The organism is Streptomyces sp. NBC_01477 (assembly GCF_036227245.1).
Lineage (GTDB): Bacteria > Actinomycetota > Actinomycetes > Streptomycetales > Streptomycetaceae > Actinacidiphila.
On the sequence record NZ_CP109445.1, the window covers coordinates 5,563,341 to 5,580,209 of the forward strand.

Consider the following 16,869-nt stretch of genomic DNA (forward strand, 5'->3'; position numbering starts at 1 on the left):
TGTGCAGGTGCAGCACCACACTCCGTGGCCGTCATCGCCACCAGGGACGGTCGTCCGATGGCGGTCGCGGTGGATTCCCTGCCCTGAGCCGTCCGGGCCGGCCGCTCACCCACCGGGCCGCGGCCCCGCGTGGCGGGGTCGCTGGGCTGCACTTAGCGTGGAAATTCCGGGGGGACGCGCGTCAGCGCAAAGGAGACTCACGCCATGGCCCGAAGCTCCTCCGAGACATCAGCCTCCGGCCGGGCCGGCGCACCCGGTCGGCCGCCCGGACAGGACGACTTCTCCGAACCTCCCGCGCACCGCTGGTGGGTGCTGTGCGTGATCGGGCTTGCGCAGCTGATGGTCGTACTGGACGCGACCATCGTGAACATCGCGCTGCCCTCCGCCCAGCAGGCCCTGGGCTTCAGCAACGGCGACCGCCAGTGGGTCATCACCGCATATGCGCTGGCTTTCGGTTCACTGCTGCTGTTCGGCGGTCGGCTCGCCGACCTCGTCGGCCGCAAGAGGATCTTCCTGATCGGCCTGGTCGGCTTCGCCCTGGCGTCGGCGATCGGCGGCGCGGCGCCGAGCTTCGAGATCCTGGTGATGGCCCGCGCCCTGCAAGGCGCCTTCGGCGCCGTCCTCGCCCCCGCTGCGCTGTCACTGCTGACCACGACGTTCACCGACTCCAAGGAACGTGCCAAGGCCTTCGGTATCTACGGCGCCATCGCCGGCGCCGGCGCCGCGGTCGGACTGCTGCTCGGCGGCATCCTCACCGAATACCTCGACTGGCGCTGGTGCCTGTACGTCAACATGCTCTTCGCCGTCATCGCCTTCCTCGGGGGTATGCGGCTGCTGCGCTCCGGCACCTCGCCCGGGCGCGCACACCTGGACATCCCCGGCACGCTCCTCGTCTCCGGCGGCCTCTTCTGCATCGTCTACGGCTTCTCCAACGCCCAGCGGCACCAGTGGGGCGCCACCAGTACGTGGGGCTTCCTGCTGGCCGGGGTGGTCCTGCTGGTGGCCTTCGTGTGGTGGCAGCGGCGTGCCCAGCACCCCCTGCTGCCGATGCGGGTGGTCGCCGACCGGGACCGCGGTGCGTCGTTCATCGCGATGTTCCTGTCCGGCGCGGGCATGTTCGGTGTGTTCCTCTTCCTGACGTATTACCTGCAGCGCACGCTGCTGTACTCGCCGATCAAGACCGGCCTCGCCTTCCTGCCCATGGTGGCGCTGCTGGTGATCACATCGGTGACGACGACCAATGTGCTGGTGCCGAAATTCGGCGCCAAACCGATCGTGCCCACCGGCATGCTGCTGGCCGGCGGCGCCATGGCGTGGATGACCGCGCTGGACGGCAACAGCACCTATGTGGCGCACGTGATGCCGCCGCTGCTCCTGCTGGGCCTGGGCCTCGGTCTGATCTTCGCCACGGCAATGAACCTCGCCACCGCAGGTGTCGAGCCGAACGACGCCGGCGTCGCCTCGGCCATGGTGAACACCAGCCAACAGGTCGGCGGCTCCGTCGGCACCTCACTGCTCAACACCCTTGCCACGAGCGCGGCCGCCCACTACCTGTCCGGCCGCCGCCCGACGCCGGCCGCGGCGGGGCAGGCGCAACTGCACAGCTATTCCACCGCCTATTGGTGGTCGGCCGGGTTCTTCGCCTTCGGCTTCGTGGTCACCTTCCTGCTGTTCCGGCCGGGACCGCCGCGAGTCGCCGAGACCGCGCCGGACGAGAGCCCTTCCCCGGCCGCTTTGTGACGGGCGGCGCCGACGGCGTATCCATATGGCGGAAGGCACCGTCATAAAGCTGCTGCATACAGCTACCGTTCGGCCATGACAGCCGATGCGACAGGTGCCGCGCCGACCGCGGTCGCCGAACTGGACGCCGCGAGTGTGCGCCGCTACACCACTGGCCAGGTCATCCTCGACGACATCAACTGGACCGTGCGGGCGGGCCAGCACTGGGCGCTGCTCGGCGCGAACGGCGCGGGAAAGACCACGGTCCTGCGCCTGATCGGCGCCCTGATGCACCCGACCACCGGCACGGTCGACGTTCTCGGCCATCGCCTGGGCCGAGTCGACATGCGCGAACTGCGCGCGCACATCGGCCTGGTCTCCTCCGCACAGAAGGTCCCGCTCGACGCGACGGCGCGCACTGTCGTCCTCACGGGTCACACCGGCACCGTGCAGCCGCTGTGGCGGAAGTACGACAGCGAGGTGCGCGACCGCGCGGACGCGCTCCTCGCGGAGTTGGAGATCAAGGACCTTGCCGAGCGTGCCTACGGCGTCTGCTCCGGCGGTCAGCGGGCCCGCATCCTGGTGGCGCGGGCACTGATGGCCGACCCCTCGCTGCTGCTGCTCGACGAGCCGTTCAACGCTCTCGACCTCCCCTCGCGCGAGGACCTGATCGACGCCCTGCACCGCCTCGCGACGACCAGGACGGCACTGGCCACCATCACCGTCACCCACCACCTGGAGGAGCTGTCACCGGCGATCGGCCACGTCCTGCTGCTCAAGGAGGGCCGGGTCCTGACCTCGGGCCCCGCGGAGCAGGTGCTCACCGGTACGTGGATGACGCGGTGCTTCGGCCGGCCGATCGAGGTGAGCCGGCACGAGGGCCGGTGGCTGGCACGTTCCGGACGCGTACGGCCGCCAGCGCAGTGAGCGTCGGGCGCCGGCCGTGCACTCAGCCGCGCAGGTGACTTCCGCGGCGTCGTATTGACCGCGCCGCGCAACCTTCAGCGCAGCCAGGGCACGTCCGCGCCGTCCGGCTGGTGCAGGCCCTCGGCGATGATCCGCGAGATCTCCCCGAGCCGCCGGCTCTGCTCGGGGGTGATCCGGTCGAAGATCGCGGCACGTACGGCGGCGACATGGCCGGGCGCGGTGCGCACCAGCTCCGCATAGCCCGCGTCGGTCAGTACGCACACTTGGCCGCGCCGGTCGGTGGGGCAGTTCTCCCGCCGCACCCAGCCGTTGCCCTCAAGTCGTGCGACGGCGTGCGACAGCCGGGACCGGGTGATCTTTGCCTGTTCGGCGAGTTCGGTCATCCGCATCTTGCGGCCGGGTGTCTCGGACAGTGTGCTGAGCAGCGCGTAGTACATGTGCGGCATACCGGCGTCACGCTGCAGCTGACGGTCGAGATGGTCTTCGAGCAGCGTTGTGGCGTGCACGAACGCCCGCCAGGTCGTCTGCTCGTCTTCGGTCAGCCATGTCATGGTGTTCATGGTACGTGCACTTCTTGAAGCTTCAATAAACTGCCGCCTTGCGTCGTCTCGCCGACCGCACCGTGGCGCCTGCGGGAATTGTGACGCAGGACACGCGCGCACCCCGAAATATCCGGGGAACGGGTCCCCGTTTATTCTTGTGACCCGAAAGCGGGGATGGATCTTCCGTGTCCGGGTCACGCCCAGTCCGACCCGCCTCACAAGTCCGGAGGGAGTCCGCCCGTGCCGCTCGACATGGACACCGCCGCTCCGCAGCGCGCCGTGCGACTGCGCGCGGACGCCACCCGGAACCGGGAGCGCATCGTCGCCGCGGCCCGTGAGGCGATCGTCGAACTCGGCCCCGACGTCCCGCTCGACGAAGTGGCGCGCAGGGCGGGCGTGGGTAATGCCACGCTCTACCGGCACTTCAGCGACCGTACGGAACTGATCCGTCAGGTCACTTTGTCAGTGATGGCCCGTACAGTGAAACGAGCCGAGGACGCACTGGTGCAGGAGCCGGACGCGTTCGCCGCGCTCAGCCGTTTCGTCTTCGAGGCGGCGGATGAGCGGATCGGCGCCGTGTGCCCTCTGCTCTCCGACGTTTTCGACCGCCAGGACCCCGCGGTCGTCAGCCAGGTCGAACAGATGCAACGATCGATCGGCGCCATCATGGAACGCGCTCAGGGCGCGGGCCAGCTGCGCACCGACATCGCCGTCGGTGACCTGATGGTGGCCGTGACCCAGCTCACCCGGCCGCTTCCGGGCACCTGCTGCGCGGGCTTCGACCGTTTCGTCCACCGTCACCTGCAACTGTTCCTCGACGGCCTGCGCGCGCCCGCGCGCTCGGTGCTCGCCGGGAATGCCGCGACCCTGGAGGATCTGCAAGCCCGTCAGTCATAAACCGTTCGCAAAGCACATCAGTCGGGTTATAGCGTAGCCAAGTTCGCCGTGTCCGTGGGCTTGCGCAGCCCGAGCCGGCCGCTCGTCCTGCCCGAGCAGAGCCGGACCCCGCACCCGAAGGCCGGCAAGGATCCCTGACCCCCGATCCGCCGCGGCAATGCGGCGCCGGACCATTCGCCGACACACGTCCCCACGTCCTGTCACTCCGCACCCCATAGTGAGACCAGTAATGCCTGAAACACGTCTGCCGGATCCGAAGCGCTGGACAGCGCTGAGTTTCATCGCGATAGCCCAGTTGATGGTCGTGCTCGACGCGACCGTCGTGAACATTGCACTGCCGTCCGCCCAGGCCGACCTCGGGATCTCCGACGGCAACAAGCAGTGGGTCATCACCGCTTACACCCTTGCCTTCGGTGGCCTGCTGCTCTTCGGCGGCCGGGTGTCCGACCTGTGGGGACGCAGGAACACCTTCATCGTCGGCCTGCTCGGTTTCGCCGCCGCCTCCGCAGTAGGCGGCGCAGCGGTCAATACCTCCATGCTGCTGGGCGCCCGCGCCCTCCAGGGCGTCTTCGGAGCCCTCCTCGCGCCTGCCGCGCTGTCGCTGCTCGCGGTGATGTTCACCGACGCCAAGGAGCGCGCCAAGGCCTTCGGTATCTACGGCGCCATCGCCGGCGCCGGCGCCGCCGTCGGCCTGATCCTCGGGGGCGTGCTCACCCAGGCGCTGAACTGGCGCTGGGCGCTTTTCGTGAACATCCTCTTCGCCGTCGTCGCCGTCATCGGTGCGATCACGGTCATCCGCGAGCCCGCCGAGGGCCACAATCGCAACCGCCTGGACATCCCCGGCGTGATCCTGGCCAGCACCGGCCTCGTCTCCCTCGTGTACGGCTTCAGTCGCGCCGAGACCGACGGCTGGACGGCCAGCGTCACCCTCGGCCTGTTCGTGGCCTCCGCGGTCCTGCTGGTGGCTTTCGTGGTCGTCGAGGGCCGTGTCAAGGCGCCGCTGCTGCCGCTGCGCGTCGTGACCGACCGCAATCGCGGCGGTGTCTACCTGTCGCTGGGCCTGGCCATCATCGGCATGTTCGGCCTGTTCCTGTTCCTGACCTACTACCTGCAGCAGGTGATGGGCTACTCGGCGATCAAGTCGGGCTTCGCCTTCCTGCCCATGGTCGGCGGCATGGTCGTGGGCTCCACCCAGATCGGCACCCGGCTGATGCTGCGGGTCCGCCCGCGGCTGCTGATGGCTCCCGGCTTCCTGGTCGCCGCCGTCGGCATGCTCATCCTGGCGCAGATCAAGGTGGACTCGTCCTACGCGGCGGTGCTGCTCCCGGGCCTGATCCTGATGGGCCTCGGCATGGGCACGGCTTTCATGCCGGCGATGAGCCTGGCCACCCACGGGGTGCGGCCGGAGGACGCCGGTGTCGCCTCCGCCATGGTCAACACCTCGCAGCAGGTCGGCGGTTCCATCGGCACCGCCCTGCTGAACACGCTGGCCACCAGCGCGTCGGCGACGTGGGTGTCCTCGCACCTCACCTCGAAGGCCGACCTCAAGCAGCAGCTGTTCATCAACCAGGCCGCGGTGCACGGCTACTCCGTCGCCATCTACTGGGCGACGGGAATCCTGGCGCTCGCCTCGGTGCTCGCCTTCGTCCTGGTCGACGCCGGTGTCCAGAGCGGCCCGGAGCGCGTCGACGGCGACACCTCGGTCGAGGACTTCGCGATCCCGGTCATCGCACACTGACCTACCGGTCGTACTGACCGCCCGGTCGTCGTACCAACGGCAGGTCCCCGCCGCTTCCGTTCACTCGGAAGGGTGGGGACCTGCCGTTGGTCGTATCAATGCTTGTACGGAAATACGGACGCGCGCAGCGGTGACCTCGCGGGCGGCTTGTCCTACAAGCCCTCCGGCCATGTATACGTCGACGGCACCTGTACTTTGTCCGCCGGCGCACCGTAGACGACTGCTATCTCCTCGTGCGCGCCCAGCTTGATCGACGCGGGATTCCCGGTCTGCTCCTTGCCGTTGACGTAGACGTGCAGTTCCTTGCCGCCACCGGTCTTGAACGTGCCGAGTACGTCGCTGCTGATCGGCACGCTCCACTCGGTCATGAACTGCCCGAGGTCGAACTCGGCCTGCACCGGCGACTCGATGTGCACGACGCCCGACGTGTCATGCGTGTGCAGCGGGCTGATCTGCTGCTTGGGGATGTCGATGCCGATGTCGGCGGGAACGGTCACCGCCTTGCCGTCCACGAACACGTCCAGGTGGCTGTGGATGTGCAGCACCTGGCCCTCCTGCCCGAGCATCGGCAGTCCGGCCGCCTTCACCCGTGCGCTGGCGTCGGCGGGCGCGGGCCAGCTCACCGACGACGCGGCGGGCTTGTCGTCGCCGGTGGCGCTCGGAGTGCCGGCCGGGTCCTTCTTGTCGTCGGAGCCGCATGCGGCCAGGGTCACAGCGCCGGCCAGGACGGCCACGCCGATCGCGATGCGTCGTTTCTGCAGGGGCATGGGGTGAGGTTTCTTCCTGTTCAGCCGAGTTGGACGGAGCGCTTCGCGAGCCCCATCCAGAATCCGTCGATGATGCTGCGCTGCCTGCCGAGATCGGACTCGGCGGCGCCGAGCGTAACGAACAGCGGGGCGAAGTGCTCGGTTCGCGGGTGCGCCAGCCGCCCGGCGGGCGAGGTGTGCTCGAAATCCAGCAGCGCGTCGATGTCCTGCGCGTCCAGTGCCCGCTGCCCCCAGTCGTCGAATTCCGCCGACCATGTCGGCGGCTGCGGACCCGCATGACGCAGAGCGGCGAGATTGTGGGTGAAGAAGCCGCTGCCGACGATCAGCACGCCCTCGTCGCGCAGCGGCGCGAGGCGGCGGCCGATGTCGAGCAGCCCGGCCGGGTCCAGAGTCGGCATCGACACCTGCAGCACCGGGATGTCGGCGTTGGGGAACATCTCCACCAGCGGTACGTACGCCCCGTGGTCGAGACCGCGGTCCGGTACGTCCTGCACCGGGCTGCCGGCCCGGCGCAGCAACTTGCGTACGCTCTCGGCCAGCGCGGGTGCGCCGGGCGCCGGATACGCCACCCGGTAGTAGTGCTCGGGAAAGCCCCAGAAGTCGTACACCAGCGGCACCGTCGTCGTGGCGCCGATCGCCAGCGGGGCGTCCTCCCAGTGCGCCGAGATGATCAGCACTGCCTTGGGCCGCGGCAGTCCGGCCGCCCATGCGGCGAGTTGACCCGGCCACAGGGGATCGTCCGCGAGCGGCGGGGCGCCGTGCGAGAGGTAGAGCGCGGGCATGCGCTCCGGGGCAGCTGCGGTCATGGCGCACCCTCCTTGAATGTTCAAGCGTACGGGACGACGGTAGCGCTGCCTGATTGAATCTTCAAATACCTCTGCCCATTGCGACGCCTTGTCGGGCCATACCTCTCAGCTCAGCCGTTTCTCCAGCCACGCCACATCGTGGTAGGTGCCGAACTTCCTGCCGACCTCCTCGTACACGCCGATCTGCTGGAAGCCGAAACGGCGGTGGATGCGTATCGACGCCTCGTTCGGCAGCGTCACGCCCGCGTATGCACGGTGCACGTCCTGGTCGGCCAGTGCCTCGAACAGTGCCGTGTAGAGCCGGGTGCCGATACCGCGCCCGCCCGCGTCCGGTGCGAGATAGACGCTGGTCTCCACGGACGTCGCATAGGCCGCCTTGGGGCGGAACGGACTGCTGGTGGCGTAGCCCAGAATGCGCCCGTCGCCGGCCGACCGGGCAACCAAGAGGCGGTGTGGGCCGTCTTCCGGGTGGGAGAGCAACCAGGGGCGGCGCTCCTCGGGGGTGAACGGGGTGACGTCGAAAGTGATCGGGGTCTCACGGATGTAGTGGTTGTAAATGTCGGTGAGCGCCGCCAGATCCTTCTCCGCACCTGCTCTGACCTGGACGTCCGTACGCTCCGGCATGCCATGACCTTTCAATGCGGCGGGACAGGGTACTGCATGATCATAAAAAATAGGTGACGACATGGGAATTGTGTCCGGATTCCAGTCGTTATCCCAAGCGGATGGGGCAAGCGCACAACAGAGCCGCAGCGCTACGGCAGCCGCAACGGCTGGTGCAGTAGCACCGCGACACCGGTTGTGACCACAACCCGGTCCGACCGAGACCGACCGCACCTTCGTTAAGGGAGCACGCATGGCAACCCGTGCCGTCGCCCGTCGTCACGCAGGCGGGACCAGCAGCGTTCGCGCCGCAGGCGGGGAAGTAGCCGACCGCGACCTCGTCGGCATGTACCTGGACGAGATCGCGCGTACGCCGCTGCTCGACGCCGCCCGCGAGGTGGAGCTGTCCCGTGACATCGAAGCAGGCGTGTACGCCGAGCGCATCCTCGCCGCCGACCCGGACCTGCCCGCAGGTGCGGGTGGCGACATCGGGCGCGAAGAGCTCGAGGCCCTGGTGGCCGCAGGTGAGCGCGCCAAGGACATCTTCATCCGTTCCAACCTGCGGCTCGTCGTGGCCGTGGCCCGCCGGTATCCGCGCAGCGGCCTGCCGCTGCTCGATCTGATCCAGGAGGGGAACGCCGGCCTGGTCCGCGCCGTCGAGAAGTTCGACTACGCCAAGGGCTTCAAGTTCTCCACCTACGCGACCTGGTGGATCCGCCAGGCCATCACCCGGTCCATTGCGGACCAGTCCCGCACCATCAGGCTGCCGGTGCACCTGGTCGAGGAACTGGGCCGGATCCGCCGTGTGCAGCGGGAATTCAACCGCGAGCACGGCCGTGACGCCGAGCCCGCCGAGATCGCCACCGAGCTGGCCTCCACGCCGGAGCGGGTTTCGGACGTTCTGGACTGGGCACGTGACCCGGTATCGTTGAATATGTCCGTGGACGCCGAGGGAGAGACCGAATTCGGCGACCTGGTCGAGGACGGCGCCGCGCCGTCGCCCGAGGACTCGGTGCTGGTGATGCTGCGCCGCGAGGAGCTGGACGGCCTGATCGACCGGCTCGACGACCGCACCGCATCCATCATCCGCGCCCGCTACGGCATCGTGGACGGCCGCGAGCGCACCCTCACCGAGGTCGGCAAGGAACACGGCCTCACCCGTGAGCGCATCCGGCAGATCGAGAAGCACGCCCTCGCCGACCTCAAGCGGATGGCCCGCGCGACCGGCCTGGACTACGAAGCCGCCTGACACCACCACAACGTCGGCCCGCACACGCGGACCGGCCCCACAGACCCGGACCCCGGTGCATCCCCCCCCGCGCCGGGGTTCGGCCTGTCCGCCCCCCCCCGTGCACTCCCCTTACGGGTGCCGCTCCACCTCGGCGGACAGCGGGGTGAGACCCTTCGTGGCATGACTGACGACAGCGTCGGCGCCGCGGAAGGGGGCGGCTCCGGGCCGCATCCGGACGAGCCGCACCACGCAGGACTGAGCACCCGGCTGAACTGGCTGCGCGCCGCCGTCCTCGGCGCCAACGACGGCATCGTCTCCACCGCCGGCCTGGTCGTGGGCGTCGCGGGCGCCACCGACTCGCGAGCCGCTCTTCTGACCGCGGGGCTGGCCGGCCTGATGGCGGGGTCGCTGTCGATGGCGGCGGGCGAGTACGTGTCGGTGAGCACCCAGCGGGACTCCGAGCAGGCCGCACTCGCTCTGGAACGCGAAGAGCTCGCCACCACCCCGCAGGCCGAGCTGGATGAACTCACCGGCCTGCTGGAAGAGCGCGGCATCAGCCACGACCTCGCCCGTGAGGTCGCCGAGCAAATGACCGCCCGCGACGCGCTCGGCGCCCACGCCCGCGTCGAACTCGGCATCGACCCCGACGAACTCGCCAACCCCTGGCACGCCGCCTGGGCCAGCTTCATCTCCTTCACCGTCGGCGCGCTGCTGCCGTTGCTGGCGATCGTGCTGCCGCCGCGGGACTGGCGACTCGGGGTCACGGTGCTGTCAGTGCTGGCCGCCCTGAGTGCATGCGGCTGGATCAGCGCCCGCCTGGGCAACGCTCCCGTACGCCCCGCCGTCCTGCGCAACATGGCCGGCGGCGCAATCGCTATGGCCGTCACCTACGCGGTGGGTGCGTTGCTCGGCGCGGCCGGCGTCTGACGCGCCTCGGCCCACACCCTCCCGGCTCGTACCGTGTAGGCCGTCACGGCCGCGATCACCACTACGGAACAGGCGTGCGAAAGCGCCGCGTCGCTGCCGTGCAGGCGCGGCGCTGCGGCCGTCGTTCCCGCCACGAGCAGGCAGCCGGTTGCCCAGGCCGTGGTGAGTCGGCGCTGCATGGCCCGAAAGCCCGCATCCCGCGCCCACACACCTGTCCACCGCGCTGTCGCCGCTGCCGAACCGTCGGTCGCGAACCTTCGGCCGAACCAAAAAGTCAAGGGCCGCCCGAACGTCAGACTCAACGCAAAGGCCACTCCGGTCATCCCGGCCAGCGCTGTATCCGCGCGAACGCCCACCGCGCGAACGCCCACCGCGCGAACGCCCACCGCGCGAACGCCCACCGCGCGACCGCCCACCGCGCGACCGCCGCTGCCCACGGCTGTGCCGGCCGTCGCCAGCAGCAGAGCCAGCAGGATCAGCATCCCGAACTCGTCGACCCGGTGGTGCAACGCGAAATACAGCCCGATCTCCAGCGCGGGCCATGCCGCCACCAGTATGAGCGCCGGTGCCCCGTGCACTCCGCGACCGGTGAGCTGGTGGTAGGTGACCCACGGCAGCAGCATGCCGAAGAGGACGGTCGGTCCCCAGGAGAGGAGCACGGCATGGGCGTGCGACGAGGCGCTGCTGCGGCCCGTCGGGTCATGCGTCCGGGCATCGGTCATCGCCGTGTCCTGCTCTCCCCCGTGTGATCCCCGTGATTCCCCGTCACAAAGCCGCGGGCAACCGCGGCATTCGCACAAGTGATCGTATGATCACTTGAGTGCGCCCGTGCGCAGGGACACGCCAACCCGCGATGAGGGAATGCGTCCGCCTCCGGTGGACCACCTCTGGCACCGGGATTGTTCAGTCGATGTGCGGCGGGCTCACCGGGGCAAGCGATCCGGTGACGAGAAAGCGTTCGACGCGTGCCACGTAAGGTCCGATGTCGATCCCCTGGGCCGCGAGCCACTCGTCCGCGTAGTACTTCTCCAGATACCGCTCACCCGGATCGCACAGCAGCCCGACCACGCTGCCCTGCTCGCCGCGCGTGCGCATCTCGGCGATGATGCGGAACGCTGCCCACAAGCCGGTGCCGGTGGACGCGCCCGCGCGGCGGCCGAGCAGCCGTTCAAGCACCCGCACGCCCGCGATTGACGCCGCATCCGGGACCCGCATCATGCGGTCGATGGCGCCCGGCACGAAACTCGGCTCCACGCGCTGCCGGCCGATCCCTTCGATCCGGGAGCCCGTATCGGTGGTGGCCGTCGGGTCGTGATCGCGCCAGCCCGGGAAGAACGCCGAATTCTCCGGATCCGCCACGCAGATGCCGGTGGTCGCCTGCGCATAGCGTACATACCGGGCGACGGTCGCCGACGTGCCCCCGGTCCCTGCGGTCGCCACGATCCAGGTCGGCACCGGATGACGTTCCGCCTCTAGCTGCCGGAAGATCGACTCGGCGATGTTGTTGTTGCCGCGCCAGTCCGTCGCTCGCTCCGCGTACGTGAACTGGTCCATGTAGTGGCCGCCCGTCTCCGCGGCCAGCCGGGTCGCCGCCCCGTACACCTCGCCCGGGCTGTCCACCAGGTGGCAGCTGCCACCGTGGAACTCGATCAGGTCCACCTTCGCCTGTACGGTCCCGCGGGCCATCACGGCCACAAAGGGGACACCGATCAGCCGGGCGAAATAGGCCTCCGACACTGCCGTCGACCCGCTGGACGCCTCGATCACCGGCCGCCCCGGGCGGATCCAGCCGTTGCACAGGGCGTACAGGAACAGCGAACGGGCCAAGCGGTGCTTCAGCGACCCGGTCGGATGGGTCGACTCGTCCTTCAGATAGAGGTCGATGCCCCAGTCCGCCGGAAGCGGCACGGACAGCAAATGGGTATCGGCGGACCGGTTCGCGTCCGCCTGGACCTTCCCCACGGCCTCGCTCAACCAGCGGCGGTACGCGAGGTCGCTTCGGTCGACGTCCGCCTCCTCCGCCTGAGCGGGTGGAGGAAAGGCCTGCGGTCTCGGTTCTGATGCGTGCATGAGGCCAGGTATATCCGTCCGACTGCGTCAAACGGACACTTGGGGTATCTCCCCCCACTCGCTTGGGTGCCGGCCCGGACCGGCGGCGCTGACCAGCGTCGTACTCTTGATGCATGGACACCGCCGCAGACTCCGAGCGCACCTCAGCCGTGGACGGTCCCGTCGGCTGCGGCCCGGGCAGCGGCTCCGGATCCGGCTCAAAGGGCGCGGCGGGCGCCTCCGCCGAGCCGTCGCCCTCCGGCCCTCCTGCAGTGTCCGGCGCGACGCCCGTACCCGCTGGGCTGGTCTTCGACGACCCGCTCGACCGCCCCTCCTCCGACGACACCGACCGCGGCTGGGGTGACTCGCCGTCCGGCTCGGCGGACGACGACTTCACGCGCTTCCTGAGCGAGAAGCCGCCGCACCACCTCTGAAGCCGCTCGGCGCCTGTGATCAGGCCGTGCCACCGGACCGGGGAGCCACCAATGCGTCGCGGATGTCGCGGAGCAGCGTGATCTCCTCCACCTCCGCCTCCGCGATCGTCTCCGTGACTTCCACGGGCTGCTGCCGGGCGGCCCTGCGCGCCAGATAGCGGGCCATCGGAAGCACCATGAGGAAGTACACGACCGCGGCGGTGATCAGGAAGGTGAGCGTCGCGCTCACCACCGAACCCCACAGGATGTGGATACCGCTGGTTGCCTCGCCCTTGTCGTTGACCACGCACGGACCCTTGAGACAGGACGAATAGCCAGCGAGGTCCTTCGTACCGAAGGCACCGACCAGCGGGTTGATGGTCCCGTTGACGACGGAGTTCACGACGTTGCTGAACGCGGCTCCGATGACGACCGCGACCGCCAGGTCGATCACGTTCCCCCGCATGACGAATTCCTTGAAGCCTGCCAGCAGGCTGGGCTTGCCCGCGTCGCTCATCGACGTGCCTTTTCCCTGATGCCGGTCTGACGGAATGAAAGGTTCCGCCATAGAAGGCAATCCGGGGCCGCTGTGTCCAATTGCCGCTCACGAAAGGGTGATTCAGCACAGTGCCACCGCCAGCGGGGACGATACGGCCGCGCCGGACAGTGCTGCGGCGACACGCCGAGGAACGGCCAGGACGACCAGCGCCCCGCCCATACCGCCCGCGTCCGGCAGCACGTTTTCCTCGGGTGAGGCAGGGGCGGACGGGCTGTCCGGCTGCTCCGGGATCGCGACCACCGGCACCGCGGACGCCACCACCCGCGTCGCCGCCAGAATGTCCACCCGGTCACCGGGCCGCAGCAGCCGCACCGCGGCCGCGTCGGCGATCCGCACCGGGGCGCGGACGAGCTCGGCCGCCTCGTCACGGACGTGATGGTCCGCAGCCGGGGCGTGAGCCGGGCTGCGCACGGTCACCGGCTTGTCCGGCGGAGATCCATGTGCGGCCGACACGGCCCAAGCGGCAGCCGCCACGGCCAACCCGACCGTCAGCGGACCGCGCCTGAGCCGTAGCGCCCGGGGCAGCAGGTGCCGGCAGCCTCGTCCCCCGGCCCTGATCGGAGGGAAGACCGGCACCGCGCAGCGCGGCGGGGTGTACGGCTCGGGGGCAGTGAGGTCCGCTGACCGCGGAGCGCCGGACGGAGGAGCCGTCGGCTGCGTGAACGGGGAGATGTCGAAGCGCGAAGAGGGCGGGGCCGATGTGGACGTACGCATGAGAAGTCACCGCCGGATGCGAAGGGGGCGACCGGACATTCGGTCGAAGTCCCACCATCGCGCATGCTGACGACAGCGGCGCTGAGGCCTGTGGACAACCCAGGAGCCCTGTGGATAACTCAGGTGCCATGCGAGCCGGGGATCGTCCCGCCGTCCCGGCACCGGGTCTCCCCGGCTACGGCAGCGGAATGCCAGGGTCCTGTCCGCCGAGCGCCTCGACACAGAGGCACTTGCGGTCGTCGTTCGCAGGGAGCGCCCCGATCAGCTCGAAGAGCACGTCCCGCATCCGCCCCACGTTCGCCGCGAAGACCTCCAGCACTTCCTCGTGGGCGACGCCTTCACCTGTGTCCGCCCCGGCGTCCAGATCGGTGACCAGCGTCAGGGAGGTGTAGCAAAGGCTGAGCTCCCGGGCGAGCACAGCCTCCGGGTGCCCGGTCATACCGACCACCGACCAGCCCTGTGCGGCGTGCCAGAGCGATTCCGCCCGGGTGGAGAAACGCGGCCCATCCACCACGACGAGTGTCCCGCCGTTCACGGCTTCCCACCCGTTCGCCCGGGCCGTGCCCACTGCGGCCTTCCGGCCCACCGGGCAATAGGGATCGGCGAACGTCACATGCACGACGTTCGGCACCCGACCATCCGCCCTGGCTTCCCCGTCGAAGTACGACTGCGCCCGCGACTTCGTACGGTCCACGAGCTGGTCGGGTACGAGCAGGGTGCCGGGGCCGTGCTCCGCGCGCAGGCCGCCCACCGCGCACGGGCCGAGGATCTGGCGCACGCCGACCGCGCGCAGCGCCCACAGATTGGCGCGGTAGTTGATCTTGTGGGGCGGCAGGTGATGGTCGCGGCCGTGCCGCGGTAGGAACGCCACTCGCCGGCCCGCCACCTGTCCGATGAAGAGCGAGTCGCTGGCGGCCCCGTAGGGCGTGTCTACTGTGACCTCGGTCACATTGTCGAGGAATGAGTAGAAGCCGGATCCGCCGATCACGCCGATCTCGGCGCGCTCGTGTGTCGCACCACTGCTCTGCACCATGACGGTCACCTTAAGCCGGGCGGGGAACGCGACGAACCCCCGCCGGTCGAAGGACGGAGGTTCGTGTGATCCCGCGGTTGGAGCCGCTCGCTCCCGAGCGACTCAGGCGGCGGACGAGCTGCTCGACGTGGACGATGAGCCGGACGACGAGCCCGAGGAGGATCCTGACGAGGACGAACTCGACGAGGAGCTTTCGCTCGGCTTGCTGTCCGAGCTGCCGCTGCCCTTGGCGGCAGGCGCGCTGCTCGACGAGGAGCCGCGGCTGTCGGTCCGGTAGAAGCCGGAGCCCTTGAAGACCACGCCCACGGCGGAGAACACCTTGCGCAGCCGTCCGCTGCAGTTGGGGCACACGGTCAGTGCATCGTCACTGAACTTCTGCACCGCCTCAAGGCCCTCGCCGCACTCGGTGCACTGGTACTGGTACGTCGGCACTAGCTCCTCCTGGCACTCTCACTCAATGAGTGCTAACGACGCTCAATAGTGCAGCATTTCCGTGCGTCAGTCCACCGTGACCGCCCGACGGTGACCGATCACACCTGCCGCCACCACACTCCGCGGCGCCGGCACCAGGTGCCCGCGCAGTCCCGCAAGTATCACGAGCGCTACAGCTGTGCCGGTCAGAGGCACAGTGAAGCCGACATGCGAACCGGCATGATCGGCCAGCAGACCCGCGACGGTGACCGCCGCCGCCTGGCCGAGCGCGACAGCTCCCGTCAGCCAGGTGAAGGCCTCGGTCCTCGTGGCCGCGGGCACCAGCGCATCGACCAGGGTGTAACCGGTGATCAGCGTCGGTGCGATGCACAGTCCCACCACCAGGCCGAGCCCGCCGAGCACCGGGAGGGTCTGTACGGCCCACAGCGGGACACAGGCGAGCGTCAGCGCCGAGTACGCCGCCAGTAGACGCCGGCGGGGACTGCGCTGCCACCTGACGGCGCCATAGGCCACGCCCGCCAGCATGTTGCCTGCCGCGAAGGTGCCGTAGACCACGCCGCTGAGGCCCGGGTGGCCCGCCTCTTCGGTGAAGGCGGTGATCGACACCTGCATGCCGCCGAAGACAGCGCCTATGCCGAGGAATGCGATCACCAGCGCACGTACTCCCGGAACCGCCATCGCCGAACCATGGCGGGTGCCGCCGTCCGCCGCCGTGCGCTGCGGGGCCGGAGCGGTCTTTCGTTGCGCCGCGAAAAGGCTTCCTCCCGCAAGGGTGAGCGTCGCCTCCGCAATGAGCCCGGCTGCTGGGTGCACCCCCGCGCACAGTGCCGTGGCAAGAACCGGTCCGATGACGAACGTGAACTCGTCGGTCACCGACTCGAAGGCCGCCGCGGTCTGCGCGAGCGGCGACGGCCGGGTCGACGAGCCGTCCAGGGCGACCGCCCAGCGCGAACGCACCATCGGCCCGATCTGCGGCACGGTCGCCCCGGTCGGTACTGCCGCTGCGAACAGTGCCCAGACGGGTGCGTGCACCAGCCCCAGTGTCACCAGAGCGCCGACGGACGCCGCGTGCAACGCGATGCCGGGGACAAGGATCGCACGCTGCCCGAACCGATCGGCGAGGCGGCCGCCGCGCGGCGCACACACCGCCATGGCCACCCCCGTCACGGCCGCAACGGCGCCGGCCGTCCCGTAGGAGCCGGTGGTGTGTTCCACGAGCAGCACGATGCTGATCGTGAGCATTGCGAAGGGCTGCCGCGCAGCGAAGCCCGGAAGAACGAACGCCCATACGCCGGGTGTACGCAGCAACTGCCGGTAGCTCGGTGTCCGGGCAGCGTCATGCTTCGAAGATGGCGACGGGGACGGGGAGGTGGGCACCGTGGATGCCACGGCCTGGTCTTTCTGCCGTCTGGTAGCGCGACCGCGGCTGAACGCCGTGATGTTGCGCCGAGAGCCGTCCGCTCAGCGCGGTGGTCCGCGCCGGCTCTGCATCAGACAGGGGTTGCACTCGAC

Annotated in this window: 18 protein-coding genes; 7 read left to right on the forward strand and 11 right to left on the reverse strand. The window is 69.5% G+C overall.

Going from position 1 to position 16,869, the window contains the following annotated elements; translation table 11 throughout:
• The first annotated feature begins 204 nt into the window (after window positions 1-204).
• Entirely contained in the window at window positions 205-1,740 is a 1,536-nt protein-coding gene (locus OHA86_RS23655) for an MFS transporter (RefSeq protein ID WP_329178288.1), read from the forward strand.
• Between the two features lie 75 nt (window positions 1,741-1,815).
• On the forward strand, window positions 1,816-2,646 hold the full coding sequence (locus OHA86_RS23660) for an ABC transporter ATP-binding protein (protein WP_329178290.1): 831 nt from the start codon (window positions 1,816-1,818) through the stop codon (window positions 2,644-2,646).
• A 74-nt stretch (window positions 2,647-2,720) separates the two neighbouring features.
• Here the strand turns inward: OHA86_RS23660 and OHA86_RS23665 are convergent, their stop codons facing one another.
• On the reverse strand, window positions 2,721-3,206 hold the full coding sequence (locus tag OHA86_RS23665) for a MarR family winged helix-turn-helix transcriptional regulator (protein WP_329178291.1): 486 nt from the start codon (window positions 3,204-3,206) through the stop codon (window positions 2,721-2,723).
• 234 nt (window positions 3,207-3,440) lie between these two features.
• Between OHA86_RS23665 and OHA86_RS23670 the strand changes: the two genes are divergently transcribed.
• Together OHA86_RS23670 and OHA86_RS23675 are read left to right on the forward strand one after the other, a co-directional pair.
• Window positions 3,441-4,085 carry a TetR/AcrR family transcriptional regulator gene (locus OHA86_RS23670; RefSeq protein ID WP_329182522.1) on the forward strand — a complete coding sequence of 215 codons (645 nt, stop codon included), beginning with the start codon at window positions 3,441-3,443 and terminating at the stop codon, window positions 4,083-4,085.
• 229 nt (window positions 4,086-4,314) lie between these two features.
• Window positions 4,315-5,823, forward strand: coding sequence for an MFS transporter (locus OHA86_RS23675; protein WP_329178293.1), 1,509 nt, complete (start codon window positions 4,315-4,317; stop codon window positions 5,821-5,823).
• Window positions 5,824-5,975: 152 nt separating this feature from the next.
• On the opposite strand, the gene OHA86_RS23680 is transcribed toward OHA86_RS23675, so the two are convergent.
• The 3 genes from OHA86_RS23680 to OHA86_RS23690 form a co-directional block, all read right to left on the reverse strand.
• Window positions 5,976-6,590 (reverse strand): hypothetical protein, encoded by a 615-nt coding sequence (locus tag OHA86_RS23680; RefSeq protein WP_329178295.1) that lies wholly within the window; start codon window positions 6,588-6,590, stop codon window positions 5,976-5,978.
• A 20-nt stretch (window positions 6,591-6,610) separates the two neighbouring features.
• Window positions 6,611-7,396 carry a dioxygenase family protein gene (locus tag OHA86_RS23685; protein WP_329178296.1) on the reverse strand — a complete coding sequence of 262 codons (786 nt, stop codon included), beginning with the start codon at window positions 7,394-7,396 and terminating at the stop codon, window positions 6,611-6,613.
• Between the two features lie 105 nt (window positions 7,397-7,501).
• On the reverse strand, window positions 7,502-8,020 hold the full coding sequence (locus OHA86_RS23690) for a GNAT family N-acetyltransferase (RefSeq protein WP_329178297.1): 519 nt from the start codon (window positions 8,018-8,020) through the stop codon (window positions 7,502-7,504).
• A gap of 232 nt (window positions 8,021-8,252) precedes the next feature.
• Between OHA86_RS23690 and OHA86_RS23695 the strand changes: the two genes are divergently transcribed.
• Together OHA86_RS23695 and OHA86_RS23700 are read left to right on the forward strand one after the other, a co-directional pair.
• Window positions 8,253-9,248, forward strand: coding sequence for a sigma-70 family RNA polymerase sigma factor (locus OHA86_RS23695; RefSeq protein ID WP_329178298.1), 996 nt, complete (start codon window positions 8,253-8,255; stop codon window positions 9,246-9,248).
• A 162-nt stretch (window positions 9,249-9,410) separates the two neighbouring features.
• On the forward strand, window positions 9,411-10,157 hold the full coding sequence (locus OHA86_RS23700) for a VIT1/CCC1 transporter family protein (RefSeq protein ID WP_329178299.1): 747 nt from the start codon (window positions 9,411-9,413) through the stop codon (window positions 10,155-10,157).
• Here the strand turns inward: OHA86_RS23700 and OHA86_RS23705 are convergent.
• Complete coding sequence (locus tag OHA86_RS23705; protein WP_329178302.1) at window positions 10,118-10,879, reverse strand: hypothetical protein; 762 nt, start codon at window positions 10,877-10,879, stop codon at window positions 10,118-10,120. The genes OHA86_RS23700 and OHA86_RS23705 overlap by 40 nt on opposite strands.
• Window positions 10,880-11,060: 181 nt before the next feature.
• Complete coding sequence (locus tag OHA86_RS23710; RefSeq protein WP_329178304.1) at window positions 11,061-12,227, reverse strand: PLP-dependent cysteine synthase family protein; 1,167 nt, start codon at window positions 12,225-12,227, stop codon at window positions 11,061-11,063.
• 113 nt (window positions 12,228-12,340) lie between these two features.
• Between OHA86_RS23710 and OHA86_RS23715 the strand changes: the two genes are divergently transcribed.
• Complete coding sequence (locus OHA86_RS23715; RefSeq protein WP_329178306.1) at window positions 12,341-12,640, forward strand: hypothetical protein; 300 nt, start codon at window positions 12,341-12,343, stop codon at window positions 12,638-12,640.
• Between the two features lie 19 nt (window positions 12,641-12,659).
• Here OHA86_RS23715 and OHA86_RS23720 read toward each other — a convergent pair whose 3' ends face one another.
• The 5 genes from OHA86_RS23720 to OHA86_RS23740 all read right to left on the reverse strand — a co-directional run bounded on the left by OHA86_RS23720 (window position 12,660) and on the right by OHA86_RS23740 (window position 16,734).
• Window positions 12,660-13,136 carry a large conductance mechanosensitive channel protein MscL gene (locus OHA86_RS23720; protein WP_329178308.1) on the reverse strand — a complete coding sequence of 159 codons (477 nt, stop codon included), beginning with the start codon at window positions 13,134-13,136 and terminating at the stop codon, window positions 12,660-12,662.
• A gap of 102 nt (window positions 13,137-13,238) precedes the next feature.
• Window positions 13,239-13,589, reverse strand: coding sequence for a hypothetical protein (locus tag OHA86_RS23725; protein ID WP_329178311.1), 351 nt, complete (start codon window positions 13,587-13,589; stop codon window positions 13,239-13,241).
• A 478-nt stretch (window positions 13,590-14,067) separates the two neighbouring features.
• Entirely contained in the window at window positions 14,068-14,925 is an 858-nt protein-coding gene (locus OHA86_RS23730) for an S-methyl-5'-thioadenosine phosphorylase (RefSeq protein WP_329178313.1), read from the reverse strand.
• Window positions 14,926-15,027: 102 nt separating this feature from the next.
• Complete coding sequence (locus OHA86_RS23735) at window positions 15,028-15,357, reverse strand: FmdB family zinc ribbon protein (RefSeq protein WP_329178314.1); 330 nt, start codon at window positions 15,355-15,357, stop codon at window positions 15,028-15,030.
• Between the two features lie 66 nt (window positions 15,358-15,423).
• Complete coding sequence (locus OHA86_RS23740) at window positions 15,424-16,734, reverse strand: MFS transporter (protein WP_443072010.1); 1,311 nt, start codon at window positions 16,732-16,734, stop codon at window positions 15,424-15,426.
• Window positions 16,735-16,869: the final 135 nt, after the last annotated feature.